The sequence below is a fragment of the Cohaesibacter marisflavi genome (genome assembly GCF_900115225.1).
Classification (GTDB): domain Bacteria; phylum Pseudomonadota; class Alphaproteobacteria; order Rhizobiales; family Cohaesibacteraceae; genus Cohaesibacter; species Cohaesibacter marisflavi.
This window is the reverse complement of sequence record NZ_FOVR01000002.1, coordinates 221,909-236,237: the sequence shown is the minus strand read 5'-3', so window position 1 is coordinate 236,237 and position 14,329 is coordinate 221,909. Positions and strand designations below refer to the sequence as shown.

General features: G+C 54.5%; 5 protein-coding genes. 1 reads left to right on the top strand and 4 read right to left on the bottom strand.

Going from position 1 to position 14,329, the window contains the following annotated elements:
• Positions 1 to 622: 622 nt before the first annotated feature.
• Positions 623 to 3,739 (bottom strand): efflux RND transporter permease subunit, encoded by a 3,117-nt coding sequence (locus BM258_RS04540; RefSeq protein WP_090069410.1) that lies wholly within the window; start codon positions 3,737 to 3,739, stop codon positions 623 to 625.
• A 6-nt stretch (positions 3,740 to 3,745) separates the two neighbouring features.
• Positions 3,746 to 5,008 carry an efflux RND transporter periplasmic adaptor subunit gene (locus tag BM258_RS04535; RefSeq protein ID WP_210186655.1) on the bottom strand — a complete coding sequence of 421 codons (1,263 nt, stop codon included), beginning with the start codon at positions 5,006 to 5,008 and terminating at the stop codon, positions 3,746 to 3,748.
• A 115-nt stretch (positions 5,009 to 5,123) separates the two neighbouring features.
• On the opposite strand from BM258_RS04535, the gene BM258_RS04530 reads away from it, so the two are divergent.
• Positions 5,124 to 5,633 carry a MarR family winged helix-turn-helix transcriptional regulator gene (locus BM258_RS04530; RefSeq protein WP_090069407.1) on the top strand — a complete coding sequence of 170 codons (510 nt, stop codon included), beginning with the start codon at positions 5,124 to 5,126 and terminating at the stop codon, positions 5,631 to 5,633.
• A 180-nt stretch (positions 5,634 to 5,813) separates the two neighbouring features.
• On the opposite strand, the gene BM258_RS04525 is transcribed toward BM258_RS04530, so the two are convergent.
• Positions 5,814 to 8,579, bottom strand: coding sequence for a sulfide/dihydroorotate dehydrogenase-like FAD/NAD-binding protein (locus tag BM258_RS04525; RefSeq protein ID WP_244544594.1), 2,766 nt, complete (start codon positions 8,577 to 8,579; stop codon positions 5,814 to 5,816).
• Positions 8,576 to 13,558: a 2-oxoacid:acceptor oxidoreductase family protein gene (locus BM258_RS04520; protein WP_090069402.1), complete on the bottom strand. Its 4,983-nt coding sequence runs from the start codon at positions 13,556 to 13,558 to the stop codon at positions 8,576 to 8,578. Before BM258_RS04520 ends, BM258_RS04525 begins: the two co-directional genes overlap by 4 nt.
• Positions 13,559 to 14,329 lie beyond the last annotated feature (771 nt).

Below are 14,329 nucleotides of genomic sequence, written 5' to 3'. Positions count from 1 at the left end.
AGGATTTTTACATAGATTTTTTTTGATACACAAGATTTTCAATAAATATCACTATTTCTGAGAAAAAGTTGTAATACTATTTTATGTTTACGTTCTAAATATACCAGATCATTATCTAAATATCTTCCTCTCCCTAATTCGATTAGGAACTTGTTAATATACATTACTAAAGTGTTAAAACATTCAATTTTTACGAGAATTTATATTTAGACAGAGATGGACAATTGTAGAAATATTTTTATATGTACCTACACAAAATAGAATCTTTCCCACCCCTGAAAGCCCCCTGTTTCTGCACAGAAAAAACAGCAGAAGCAGTTCATTTGACTGACAACGGGCCGTTTAAATCCAGCTCTGCTCACCGAAATGAGTCGATTGAACCTCCTATCGAATCATATTTTCACGTCATTCCCTCGGGTGAATTCATCTGGCTTGATCGCTCCCTTTCCACGTCACCCCTCAGTCAAATAGAGCTCTGAGATGGAAAACCGAGTGCTTTTAAGCTGGCGGTATTTAGCGATTTTCGTGCCTGTCGCATGAAAAGAAAATTGGCGCACAAGTCAGCACGCCAATTCACTTTCTTCTCAAGATCCTGGTTCGCCAAAATCAGACCATCGCGGCTTTACGCCTCGGTTATGGTTTCCTCGTCGTGTCTCTCACCAAAGAGACGACGAACAATGACATAGAGCACCGGCACCATGAGCACGCCGATAAAGGTGGACGCGACCATGCCACCGATAACGCCGATACCAATCGCATTCTGGGCATTGGCCCCCGCCCCTGTGGCCACAGCCAACGGTAGCACACCAAGAATGAAGGTCAGCGCCGTCATCATGATGGGGCGCAGCCGTTGCAAGGAAGCCTCAACCGCCGCATCCACCAAAGAATATCCCTGCTTATACAGCGTCTCGGCAAATTCAACGATCAGAATCGCGTTTCTGGCTGCAAGCCCGATCGTGGTCAGAATTCCAACCTTGAAATAGACATCGTTGGACTGGCCAAACAGCCATGCGGACAGCAAGGCACCAAAAATGCCAATGGGAACGACAAGCATCACCGAGATTGGAATTGACCAGCTCTCATAGAGGGCCGCAAGCGCCAGAAAGACAATCAGGAACGACAGGGCATAGAGCATTGGCGCTTGTTCACCAGATTGCCGTTCCTGATAGCTCAAACCGGTCCATTCCACGCCATAGCCTGTTGGCAGCTGCTCTGCGAGCGCTTCCATTGTCTCCATAGCCTGACCGGAACTGGTGTTTGGCCCGGCAGAGCCATCGATCTTGATCGCTGACGATCCATCATAACGCGCAAGGCTGGGGGCAACCGGCTCCCATTTGGTGGTAACGAAAGCACTGAATGGCACCATATCTCCTGAGCTGTTGCTGACATACCACTTGCCGATATCTTCCGGCTGCATGCGGTATTCAGCCGCCCCTTGAACAATGACAGGGCGCAAATTGCCGTTGAGATCGAAATCATTGACATCTGTGCCCGAGAAAATCACCGACAGCATGGCGTTGATGCTGCTCAGTGACACTCCGAAGCTCTCGGCCTTGGGCTGATCAATCAGAATCCGCAGGGCACTCTCGTCTTCATTTTCGGAAGACCGGATATTCTGCACGCGAGAATCCGCTTTTGCCAGAGCGACGAGTTGATCAGCGGCATCGGACAGGTCAGCGTGTGACCCTCCGTTGCGGGCAACCAGATACATCGAGAAACCGCCCGAATTGCCCAGCCCCATGATGGCGGGAGGCTGCATCACGAAAATCTCGGCCTGACGATTGGCCGCAAAATGCTGATTGATACGCAGGGCAACAGAAGCCGCATCCAGCGACGTGTCCTCGCGCTGATCAAAGTCCTTGAGCTTGATGAACATCATGGCCTGGTTGGAACCAGCCCCACCGAAACTGAAGCCAAGGGCTGCGAAGGTTGCATCAATTGAATCACCTTCTTCATTAAGCAGGTAGGATTCCACCTTGGAGACGACTTCTTTGGTCTGCTTGTAGGTGGAGCCCTCCGGCAGCTTGCTCTGACTCATCAACATGCCCTGATCTTCCGTCGGCAGGAAGGAGGAGTTCATTCTCTCATACACCAGCCATGCCCCGCCTGTTACCAGCACCAAGACAAGCAACATGGTGAAGGGCGCCTTCAGAATGAAGCGCACTGAAGCCCCATATAAGCGGGACAGCTTATCAAATCCGTCGTTGAACCAGCGCGCTGGAGCGATTTCCTTGCCAGCTTTCTTCTTGCGCAAGAAGCGCGCGCAAAGGGCCGGAGATAGCGTGATAGCCACGAAGAGAGACAGCACCATAGCGGCAATCATTGTCACGGAAAACTGGCGATAGATCACGCCGGTCGATCCTCCGAAGAAGGCCATGGGCAGAAACACCGCCGAGAGCACCACCACGATGCCGATCAGGGCGCTGGTGATCTGCCCCATACTGCGGCGCGTCGCTTCCAGCGGTCCGACATCTTCGTCATGCATGAGCCGATCCACATTTTCGACAACCACAATGGCATCATCCACCAGCAGGCCGATGGCCAGCACCATAGCAAACATCGTGAGCGTATTGATGGTGAAGCCCGTTGCGGCCAGAACAGCCAGTGTTCCAAGCAACACGACCGGCACTGCGATTAATGGAACAAAAGTGGCGCGGAAAGACTGCAGGAAAACCAACAGGACAAGCACCACCAGCACAACTGCTTCGCCCAGCGTGTGATAAACCTTGCTGATCGACAGTTCCACAAAGGGTGACGTGTCATAGGCATAGCGCACTTCGACACCATCAGGGAGCGAGCCTTTCAGCTTGTCCATGGTGGCACGGACAGCAGCTGACGTATCCACCGCATTGGCGCCCGTGGCCAGATTGATGCCGAACCCGGCAGCATTCAACCCCTTGAAAATGGAGTTGGAGCCGTAATCTTCCTGTCCGATTTCCACCTTTGCCACATCGCCCAGATAGACAGAGCCACCATCGTCATTGGTTTTCAACAATATCTGCTTGAACTGGTCGACGGTGGTCAGCTGGCTTTGCGCTGTCAGGGTTGCGGTGAATTGCTGTCCTTCCGGTGTTGGCTGCGTGCCTAGAGAACCGACGGAAACAGTGGTATTTTGAGCCTGAACGGCACTGACCACATCGCTTGGCGTCAGCTGATAGCGATTAAGAGACATCGGATCGAGCCAGATGCGCATGGCATAGCCAGATCCGAAAGAATTGATGCCGCCGACCCCGTCTGTACGCTGGATCGGGCCTTCCACCACTTCCTCAAGCAGGTTGCCCAACTCAAGGGTGGAATGTTTCCCGTCTGTTGAGACAAGAGCGCCAACCAAAAGAATGGAGTCATTGGACCGCCTGAGATTGATGCCGGCATCCTGAACGGCATCTGGCAACTGGCTTTCGATCTGGCCGATCTTGGTCTGCACATCATTCTGCGCCGTCACCGGATCAACAGCACCATCAAAAACCAGTTCAAGGGAAGCGCGCCCCGCACTTGAGCTTGAAATGGTGTAGAGCACGCCGTCCACATCGGTGAGGCTGTCTTCAATGACCTTGGTCACGGAGTTTTCCACGGCCTCGGCGGTAGCGCCCTTGTAACTTGCCGATACACGAATGGTCGTCGGTGCAATATCCGGATACTGGGCCACCGGCAGACTGGTGATGGACCAAGCCCCGGCCAGCATCGTGACAATGGCAAGCACCCAGGCAAAAACCGGGCGATCAATAAAGAAAGATCCCATGTCGGCCTACTCCTTTTCTGCCACGTCGGCAGGCTGGGCCTCGCCTGATGCATTGCTATTGGGCACCTTGGCCGCATCACCATCTGTCACTTCCTTGATGACGCCATCGACATATTCAACGGGAATGGTCTTGATCTCGATGCCTTCGCGAAGGTTGCGGATATTGTCGACGATAATCTGGTCTCCCGTTTCCACTCCGCCGGTGACAATCCAGTTATTCTGATAGGAGCCGATCTCATCAAGTGTTGCGACCGCGACCTTGCCCTCGCGGGCCACATAAACCGTCAGGCTGCCATCGCTGGCGCGCTGGGTGGCGCCCTGAGGCACCAGAATGGCTTCAGAGGTGCCCAAAGTGGCGTCCACGCGCAGAAACTGCCCCGGGATGACCATGCGTTTGGGATTGTCGAACTCCATCCGCAGGGCCACGGTGCCGGTCGTGGTAGACACGGATGTACCGGGCGAACGGAGCGTGCCTTCGCCATCCAGCGTTTCGCCGGTTTCCAGCTGTAGCTTGAGGCTCAGTTTGTCGGCGCGCTTGATGAAGCCATTCTCGACAAGATTGCGAATGGACAGCATTCGTACACTCGATTCCTGCACATCAACATAAATCGGGTTGAGGCGCGTGACTGTCGTCAAGGCAGTCGTCTGGTTGGACGTCACGATTGAACCGACAGAGACATCTGCAACTTCGGGAATGCCCGAAATGGGGCTGCGGATTTCCGTCCATTCAAGATTGAGTTTGGCAGTGCGCAGCGCTGCCTCAGCTGTTTTCACGGAGGCTTCTGCTTGATGCAGACTAACCTCGGCATCCTTCACATCGGCAGAGGAGATGCCCGTGCCTTCAATCTTCTTGTAGCGCTCAAGCGTGATTTGTGCGCCTTCCAGAGAGGCCTTTGCGCTGGCCACCTCAGCTTCAGCCGACTGGACAGAGGCTTCGTAGGTCTCATTGTCGATACGAAACAGCAGGTCGCCAACCTTGACCGGTCGGCCTGGTTGATAGGCGATTTGGGCGATAACCCCATTCACCCGAGGACGAATGGAAACCTGCTCATAGGCCACAGCCCGTCCGGGAAGAGTCACCTCGTATGGGACATCAGCCTGTTCTAGCGTGATGACACCGACAGGCAAGGGCCCCTGGTCCGACCCGCCCATGGCAGCGCCTGGTGCAGGCTGCGCCCAGACAAGAGAGGGAACCAGAAGGCCGACAAGCAAGGCCAGAGTTGGTGGAAGCATGGGTCTGAAAGGCATGCGTGTTTCTGAGGCTGTCATGATTATTTGTCTCTTATTGGTTTTCAACTGACCGTCTGATTTCAGATTTCAGCATTGCCAAAGCGCGGCTGACGATGCATTTTATCTTTCTAGCAAGATAAATAAGGTTTCTGTCATGAATGTGGAAGAGCGAAGCAAACAGGTGTGCGAGAACTGGCCGGAGGCAGTTACGCCTTACATGCAGAGTGCAGCTCTCATTCAGCGTCTGTCATCCCTATTGCAAGAAACGACGAAGCGGCTGCTTAAGTTCCATGATCTGACCTATATGGAATTTGATGCTTTGGCGGCCCTGCGCTCGCAGAAACCCGGCGCGACGATGACACCGACCGAGCTTTATGACGCTCTCCTGATTTCCTCAGGAGGTCTGACCAAAGTTCTCAAGTCATTGAAATCAAAAGGTTTCATTACCCGCAGTTATTCACAAAAAGATGCCAGACAAAAGCTGGTTCTATTAACGGACAAGGGGCGTGCAAAGCTAAGCGAGATCATGCCTCAGATTGCCGCCAACGCTGAGACGCTGCTGCAGAACGGGTTTGAGAGCCCAGAGGCATGCACTGCATTTGCCGATGATCTCAAGCGAATCATTCAAACCGCCGAGCGGGAAATCAACCAACAAGGGCGCTAAATTCAGACCGAATATGCGAAAAATCTACGCATATTTGCCCACAGATATCGTGTAACCGACTGTAGCTAGCTGTCTATTGGGACATATTCGCACCATTTGTCATCAATCCCAAAAGAAGAAGCCCCCGGAAGACATTCTTCCGGGGGCTCTTTTATGCAAAGCTCATAGGGCTGATTGATATCAGTTGAGCTTGTGTTTTTCCATGCTGCGAACTTCCTGCACCTTGAACTGGCCAAAGCGTGGCAGGAACTTGTCCCATTCGACGGTGTGAGCGTCGAATTCCGGCCCGTCGATGCAAGCATGCTGACGCATTGTCTTGCCATCTTTGAGCACGGGCACCATGCAGGCGCCGCACATGCCGGTAGCATCCACCATGATGGAGTTGAGGCTGACAACAGTCGGCACTTCATATGGCTTGGTCAGATCGCTGACGGCACGCATCATCATCGGAGGACCGACAGAGACGACTTCCGCAATCTTGCGGCCCTTGGAGGTCTTGTCGTCCTTTAGCATGTCTTCAAGCGGATTGGTGACAAAGCCCTTGATGCCGAAGGTGCCATCGTTGGAACAATAGATGACATCAAGCATGTCGCCATATTTGGCCTTCAACAGCCCCATGCGCTCGTCGTCGCCCGTCCAGAACAGATGGTCTGCTGAACGGAAGCCGATGATCATAGTGACATGATTGCCGGTTTCCAGATGCGCCTTGGCGATCGGATAGATGGCTGGCAGGCCCACGCCACCGGCAGTGAAGACAACGGTTTCTTTTTCCGGATCGAACTTATTGACGTCGCTTGGTTCCCCAAGCGGGCCTGCGATACCGGCGAAGAAATCGCCTTCGCTCATCTTGTTCATCATCTTGGTCGAGGTACCCATGCCCTGAATGACCAGATCGATGGTGCCGTTTTCCTTGTTCCAGTCAGCAAGGGTCAGCGGAATGAGTTCGCCATCATCGGTTGCCAACACGCGGACAAACTGGCCAGCCCGAGCGGACTGGGCAATCACCGGTGCGCGGATTGTCATCTCGACAATGCCAGCAGCCAGATCCGTGTGCTTGAGAACGGTATGTTCAGCCAGACCAAGGCTGGTGAAGTGGTCCGCTCTCTTGACCCGGTCGGCAATCTCGTCAGACACCAGATCAATGGCACCGAGGATCTGACGGGCAGCAGCCTGACCATCACCGGCAGCAAGGATCGCCGTGGACCCGCCACGAGCAGCGTCACCACCGGTATAGATGTCATCAATCGATGTCTGCTGGCTGTCTTTGCCAACATTGATTGTGCCCCATTTGCTGACTTGAAGCTTGGGTTCAGACGACGGAATGATCGGGTTGGACTTGTTGCCAAGGGCCATGATGACCAGATCCGCCGGCATTTCGATGACTTCCCCGGTTGGACGCGGACGACGACGACCGGAGGCATCCGGTTCACCCAACTCGTTCACATCCACAACAGCATGGGTGACGAAATGGGTGTGATGATCGCCAACGAACTCTTTCGGTCCGCGCAGTTCAGCCAATTCGATGCCCTCTTCGAGTGCATGCTCGAGTTCTTCAACACGGGCAGGCATCTCAGACTGGGTGCGGCGATAAACGATGGTCACGTTGCCGCCAAGGCGTTTTGCCGTGCGGGCTGCGTCCATCGCGGTGTTGCCACCACCAATCACGAGGATATTCTTGTCCTTGACGTCCGGAAGCGGCGTTTCATAAGCCGGATCACGACCACGCATCAGGTTGACGCGGGTCAGGAACTCGTTGGCCGACATGACGCCGAGCAATTCTTCACCCGGAACATTCATGAAGGTTGGCAGGCCAGCACCGGACCCGACGAAGATTTTCCAGAAGCCTGCGGCTTTCAGGTCTTCAAGGGTTGCGGACTTGCCGACCACGAAGTTCTTGACGAAGCGACCGCCCAGAGCGTCGATCTTGGCAACCACATCATCGATTAGCGAGTTTGGCAGACGGAATTCGGGAATACCGTAGCGCAATACGCCGCCCAGTTCATGGAATGCTTCAAAGACTGTTACCGGGAAGCCTTCAACAGCCAGCAAATAGGCGTTGATGAGGCCAGACGGACCGGACCCCACCACCGCGATTGGTGGCTTTTCGGCTTTCTGCCAAGGGCTGACAATGCCAGCGAAGCGCGCGAGCTGATCCGGATTGGCAGCTTTTTCATGCTCGGGCAGGAACCATTCCAACTGACCGATCTCGATCGGACGGTTGGTATGCTTACAGACACCCTGACATTGATGCTCCTGCGGACAGACGCGGCCAGTGACGTTTGGCAGCGGGTTGCAGCTTTCGATCAATTCCAGCGCCTGACGAATCTTGCCCTTGGCGAGCAGATCGATCATTTCCGGAATATGGATCTTGACCGGGCAGCCACCAACCTTGGTGGCTTCTTCGTCCTTGGTACGCTGGATGATCTGGCCCAGTTCGCAAGGCTTGTCTTCGCACTGTTTGTCGCGAAGCACTTCCAGCCAAACGATCATTTCGACTTCCCGCAAGGAATAGCCGAGGGACTGATAGCCCAGATAGCCCTGGTTCACCAGCTCGAAGTCAGCAGACCGCGCTTCCGGCGTGCGGATATAGGGCGGAATGTAGCTGTCTTCAGGCCAGCCTTCGGAAAGGCCCTTGAACATGGGATAGCGATCGGACATGTAGGCATCAAGCGCCTTGATGAACTTGCGTTTGAACCGGAGCGGCAAGCTCCAGATGAAACGCTGGATCAGGGTGCTCATGTCATCATTCTTGAGCAGAAGGCCCCAGAGAGTCTTGATGAAGGGCTCGCCCAACTCGTCCTTCTGGAATTCCCAGGCCATGGCCTGGGCTCCGTCCGCGATGAAGACATTCCGCAGGGACCGGGGGTCCGCTGCGAGATGCTTTTTCAGAACATCCATTTGATGATCAAACAGAGCGTCCTGCGTTACTGCAGTATCAACGGTCATCTTACGATCTCCGCGTTGCATTTTGCCGCCACTTTCATGATGCGGGACTTCAGGTCCGGAGTGACTTCGACCTGTTCCAGAGCACCGGGGATGGTGTGTGCCACTTCCATGACAGACCCATTCTCGACAACCTTGGTCAGTTCGAAGAGCTCAGGAACATCCTGATAGCAGGCTTTGCAGTTGGTGCAGAGCGATACGTCCTCTTCATGAATATGCGGCAGGCTGGCTCCTCCTCCTGCAGCAGGTGCTGCATCGGATGCTCCATTGGCCGCTGCGGCGGAAGCTGAACCACCAAGGCCCAGAACTGCCGGGGAAGCAGACATGGAAGCCATTTCAGCCATGCCGGCTGCGATGCTGTCCATGGAAAGCTCACGGGATTCCAGAGCTTCCTTGTATTTGACTTCCATTGCAGCCAGCTCTTTGCTGTGAGCAGCATCGAGTTGAGCAGCGGTTTGACCTGCAAGATGCTGAAGTGTGCGCCAGTTCTGACGACGTTCTTCAACCAGATGCACGATCATGGCACCAACTTCCAGTTTGACCAGTTCCTGTTTGGCATTGGCCTTGAGGATGTATGGAACCTTGCGGCCACGCTCTACAGCTGGCATGTCGATGAATTCATGCAGCGGCACAGCATCCACTTCACCCTTGATCGGGCGGAACTGCTTCTTGAAGCGGACTTCATCGTAAGCATAGTCAGCCGGAGTAAGTGGCAGATCCATCAACTTGAGCTGGCCATCTTCCATATAGGAGATGGTCTGCATGGCCCAATCCTGATCCTTTGCCGGGTTGCCTTCGATGTCGAACCGTTCAGCAAGGGTTTTCCCTGCTTTGGGATCATGCACGAAGAGCGGGCTGACACGGGCTTCAACAGCCAGTTTCGAGCGGCGGTTGGCCGCGTCATCAGCGATCCCGTGTTCACCCTGACATGGCGTGTAAACGTCAAGCAGTGCTGGTGAAGAGGAATGCTTCAGATAGGCCATCACATTCTTGAGGAAGTGACCCGGGAAGGAGGTTGCACTCTGCACCACGAAAACATTCGGGTGGAAGCTTGCAATCAGACCCAGTTCCTTGCGGTCTTCGAGCTTACCAGGGTTGGCCTTGCCGAAGCGGGCCAAGTCACTGTCCTGACCGGACAGGGAGGCCGTGGAAGCCTGACCACCGGTGTTGGAGTAAACGCCCGAGTTGAGCACCATCACCTTGACCGGCGTGTTACTTGCCAGCAAGCGGGACAGGGCACCGAAGCCGATATCATAAGCAGCACCGTCACCGGAGATGTTCATGAAGGTTGGCAGCAGGTCGCGTTCAGCGTCGGAGAAATTGTGCCATTCGAAATTGTTGAAGAATGCTTCATCCGTTACCGGATCGTAGGCATTGGCCAATTCGAGTTTAGCAAGACGCATGGCCTTGAAGTCAACTGCCGCATTGGCAGTGGTGCCTTCAAAGATACCCTTGATGACGGCCGGTCCATCATGGAACAGGCTGTTGACCCATGGGTCATTGTAAGGGTTGAACGGGAAGGTCGAAGCATAAACCGAGCTACAGCCGGTCGCGTTGGCAACAACCAACGGAGACTGACCATTACCGGTCGGGCCACCTTCTAGCATGAAGAGGCGTTTTTCGAGCACCTTGAGGGCGCCGGAAATACGGGCTTCGCGTTCGCTATCGCCTTTGACTTCTTCAAGCTTAAGGGTCAGGCCGTTGACCAGTTCTTCCAACTCACGCACATGAGCTTTCTGACGACGGTCATGGATCGCATGGGTTGCGGAAACAACCTGACGAATGGCCGTAACCTCGCCACAGCCGCGACAAGCACCGTGACCACCGGTGGTGGAATAGTAGTTGGCGCGATCCAGCATCATGCGCTTGATCTCGTTGTCGTCCTCAAAGGCCGGTTCAACAAAGCGGGCTGGCGTGTTCGGTGTTTTGGAAAGGAAGTTGAACTTGGACTGCAGATCATGCAGCAAGCCAGCGTCCTGATCGGCGGCCACCAGAGCACCCGGACCACAGATGTCCACGCATTCCAGACAACCTGTGCATTTCCAAGGGTCGACTGCCACGGCAAACAGACCACCCTGACCGGTGTGTTCGGCTTCCATGGAGTCGAAGAATGGACGGGTCTTGGCAACAGGCAGAACCGACACTGCTTCCACGATGCGTTCCAGATTGCCCTTGACGACAGCGCTTTCAACATAAAGCTCGTTGACCGCTTCGGCCACCAGTTTGGCAAAGCTCGGAGCGTCATCCAGCGCATTATATTTACGGCGAACCGTCTCACCAACAGTGCGGACATATTCACGAATGACTTCGCGCTGTTTTTCCGGCATGTCGATGTCTTTGGCGGCAGCCATCAGCAGAGCGTCGATATCGAAGACGCTTGGCGGAATGGCAGCATCCGGGCAGACCATGGAACAATCCAGGCAGCCTGTACATTTTTCAGGATCGAAGACCGGCACTTCACGCCGGAAGAGGCCCTTGTCCTTGGCAGCGGCAGACCCGGCAGGCATGAACATGCCTGAGCCCGGCAGGACCGGCGCTTCACCGATGGCACCTGCGCGGAATGGTGCTGCGACCGTTTCTTCATAATAGGCAGTATCAAACAGACCTTCCGGAGAAGATTCCGAAGCAATACGGCACATGTTGGAAGAAATGGACGGGCTGAATTCAGGAACCGGGTCGCCTGCGGCGTCCACTTCGACAAATTCAGGAGCCGAATAATCGACAACAGCCGTTTCCTCGACGCCATCGCGGATGACCGCCATGTTGCCTTCAACAACAGCTTCGCCCTTGGTGCCGAATTTGTAGTTGATCTGGCTGCGGATCTTCTCGATCACAGCTTCACGATCAGCCCCTTCGGTCACGCGTTCCACATGGCCACAGACGGCGCCGATGAAGGCGATGCCCATCATGCGAGTCTGAAGAGCGGCAACTGGAGCATGTTTCTTGGCAATGGCAAAGCCGTCAACCACCAGGAATTTGATCTTCCGGTCGCGGATGGTCTTGCGCATGGCTGCAGGCAGTTCTTTCCAGACTTCAAGCGCGGAAAGATTGGACTGCAGAATGAAGGTGCCGCCTTCAACAAGGCCACGCAGCGGATTGCTGTGAGCGAAGACCTTGTGGTCTGGCGAAACAACCACTTCCACATCTTCCAGATCGGCGTTGGTGATCAGCACCGGCTCTGGAGAGAGCGTGATATAGTAGTTGGTCGGAGCGCCCGATTTTTCCGAACCGTATTTCGGTGCGGATTTGGAATAGAGATGCAGGGCGTTGGCCAGAATGTCCGTGAGCAGCTTGCCGGTGGCAATCGTGCCGTACCCGCCAACTGAATGGAAACGGATGCGCAGGGCACCTTCTGGCAGGAGGCTCGGGTTCGGCTTGGTTTCCAGTGCCATCAGTTCGGTTTCAGGATAAGCGTCTTTCAGCTTGGCCTGAAGCTCGTTCATGATCGGGCTTGCATCCTTGGAGAAGAACTGGCTGCCCAGATAAACAAATGGCTGGCAAGCACCGTCCATGTTTTCATAGGCTGCGACCAGATGGCGAGGCTGCAGGTCATGGGCACCCAGGCCGAAGATGGCGGTCGTCAGTTTTGGCAGTTCCTTAAGGGCAGGGACGCCCGGATAGCGTTCGCCAGCACCATTTTCCATGGCTTTCATCAAGGCTTCCTTGACGAAGGCAGTCAGAGCGGTGTTGTCGGAACGCTCAAGAATGGTGACTGCTTTTTTGCCTTTGACGGCTTCCACGAATTCCGCATCCGGGAATGGCTGCAGCATCTTGATGGAAACCACGCCGACCTTCTTGCCCTGACGGCGCAGGTAAGCAGCAACCGCTTCGGCATCGTCGGTGACAGACCCAAGGCCAACCAGAACGGTTTCGGCATCTTCGCATTCGAAGCATTTAACCGGAGCATAGCTGCGACCGGTCAGTGCGGAATATTCATCCATGGCTTCGCGTACGAAGCGAGCAACGTCACGCACAAAGTGGGTGCGATGGTCAACAGCACCGGCCTGGAAGTCCGGCTGGTTCTGAACACCACCCGTAAGGCCCGGATTGTTGATATCAACCTGAGCAGGAACGCGCTGGCGAGTGCCTTTCTGGAAGGCATTGGTCCACTGGCGGCTCCACTGCTTGTGCAGCTCTGCCGGCAGCATGTCCAGAGTTTTGGCAACCATCTCGCCCGCATTGTCGGCTTCAACAGCATCAGCATTGTCATCAAGGAAGGCAACGAGCTTGGCGTAGGCGTCTTGTTCCATATCAGAACTGTGACGGCCCAGATAGCGTTTGAGCTGGAAGACGCGCCCTTTGGCACCATAGAGCATTTCCTGTGCGACGGTCGGGCACATGATACGCTCGGATGGATCACCAACGAATTCGCGCAGCAGGTCTTCTTCCGGCATCATGACTTCGCTCATCATGTGAGATGTCACGAAGCCATCCATGCCGTTGGCAACCGGAATCATCGACATCGCGCTGACCTTGTAGGAGATCGCGGCAAGGTCGGCAGCTTCCTGCGGGTTGGACCCAAACAGGATGGTGTAACCGGATGGTAACAAGGCGTAGATGTCGTCATGGCCGGCCATCACGTTCAGTGAGTGGCGGGAAACGGAGCGAGCCGCAACTTGCATGACAAAACCGCCGACTTTCTTGCCGACGGTGACATAATGCGATTCAAGGCCATAAAGCACGCCCTGGGAGGACGAAGCGTTGGACACATATTGTCCGCCCGTAAGCGCAGCGCCAAGAGCGCCTGACTGAGCCGAATGTTCGCCTTCAGGTTCGAAGAAGAAGGGATGACGACCCCAGACATTGAGTCCGCCGCCAGCTCTGAAAGCTTCATAGATTTCGGCAATCTCGGTAGAAGGCGTAATCGGATATCCGATGACTCCACCGCACACCTGTCCCATTACCTGGGCTACGGCGCCGTTACCGTTAATTACCGTTGAATTTCCGGGATACGCCGGCGTTTTTGGAAGTTTTTCGTTCATATTCTCCACCCAATTACAACAGACCGGTTGTTGGTAGTGTCAGCCTGTCGAAATGAAATAAAGTGCTCAAAGAATTGCCTGCAACCAAAGCCCAGTGGCAAAGGCGGTCACCCCAGGTCCTCAGATACCTTCAGCTGTCAGAAGCAGTCGCGTGGTCAAAATGGTCATGTGAGCCACACAAAAGTCCCGGAAGTGCATCACTATACGGTCATAACTCCCGATACTTTAGTGTTATAATCGTTAGTCTATCCAAGGGCTTTCGGCGTTGATTTGCATCAACACAGCTGCTCGACCCAGAAGCACCACCGCATCACGATACAATTTCTGACGCAGTTAGAGCCGTTCAAAAAGGCAGTCTTGAGACCTGTTTTTAAAGTGGTTTTCCGAAGTCACCCAGAGGAGGCAATGAGGCATGGATACACCTTAGGATTAGGTGGGGAGGCTTTTTTCTCGACATATTTGCTAATAAGACGAAAGTACGAAACCGGTACTCCGAAACAGGCGCTACCGCGCCTGCATTCGCATCGCAGCCCCTCTCGACTGCCGCTTCATCCCGATCCGGATGTGAAAGCAGCCCAGAGTCGCGCCTTCATGTACCGGCATTCTTCCTCGCGCGATTGGACCTTGCAAGAGCAGGAAACCGGCACAAGATCTTTCCCGAGCGAGAGCAAATAAATAGCGTCGCTCCATAACGCAACAGCGTGCGATGCGCAGCAAGACTCATGCTATCAGCGATAGGCACCCCGACTCACCTATAGGACACAGAAGGGT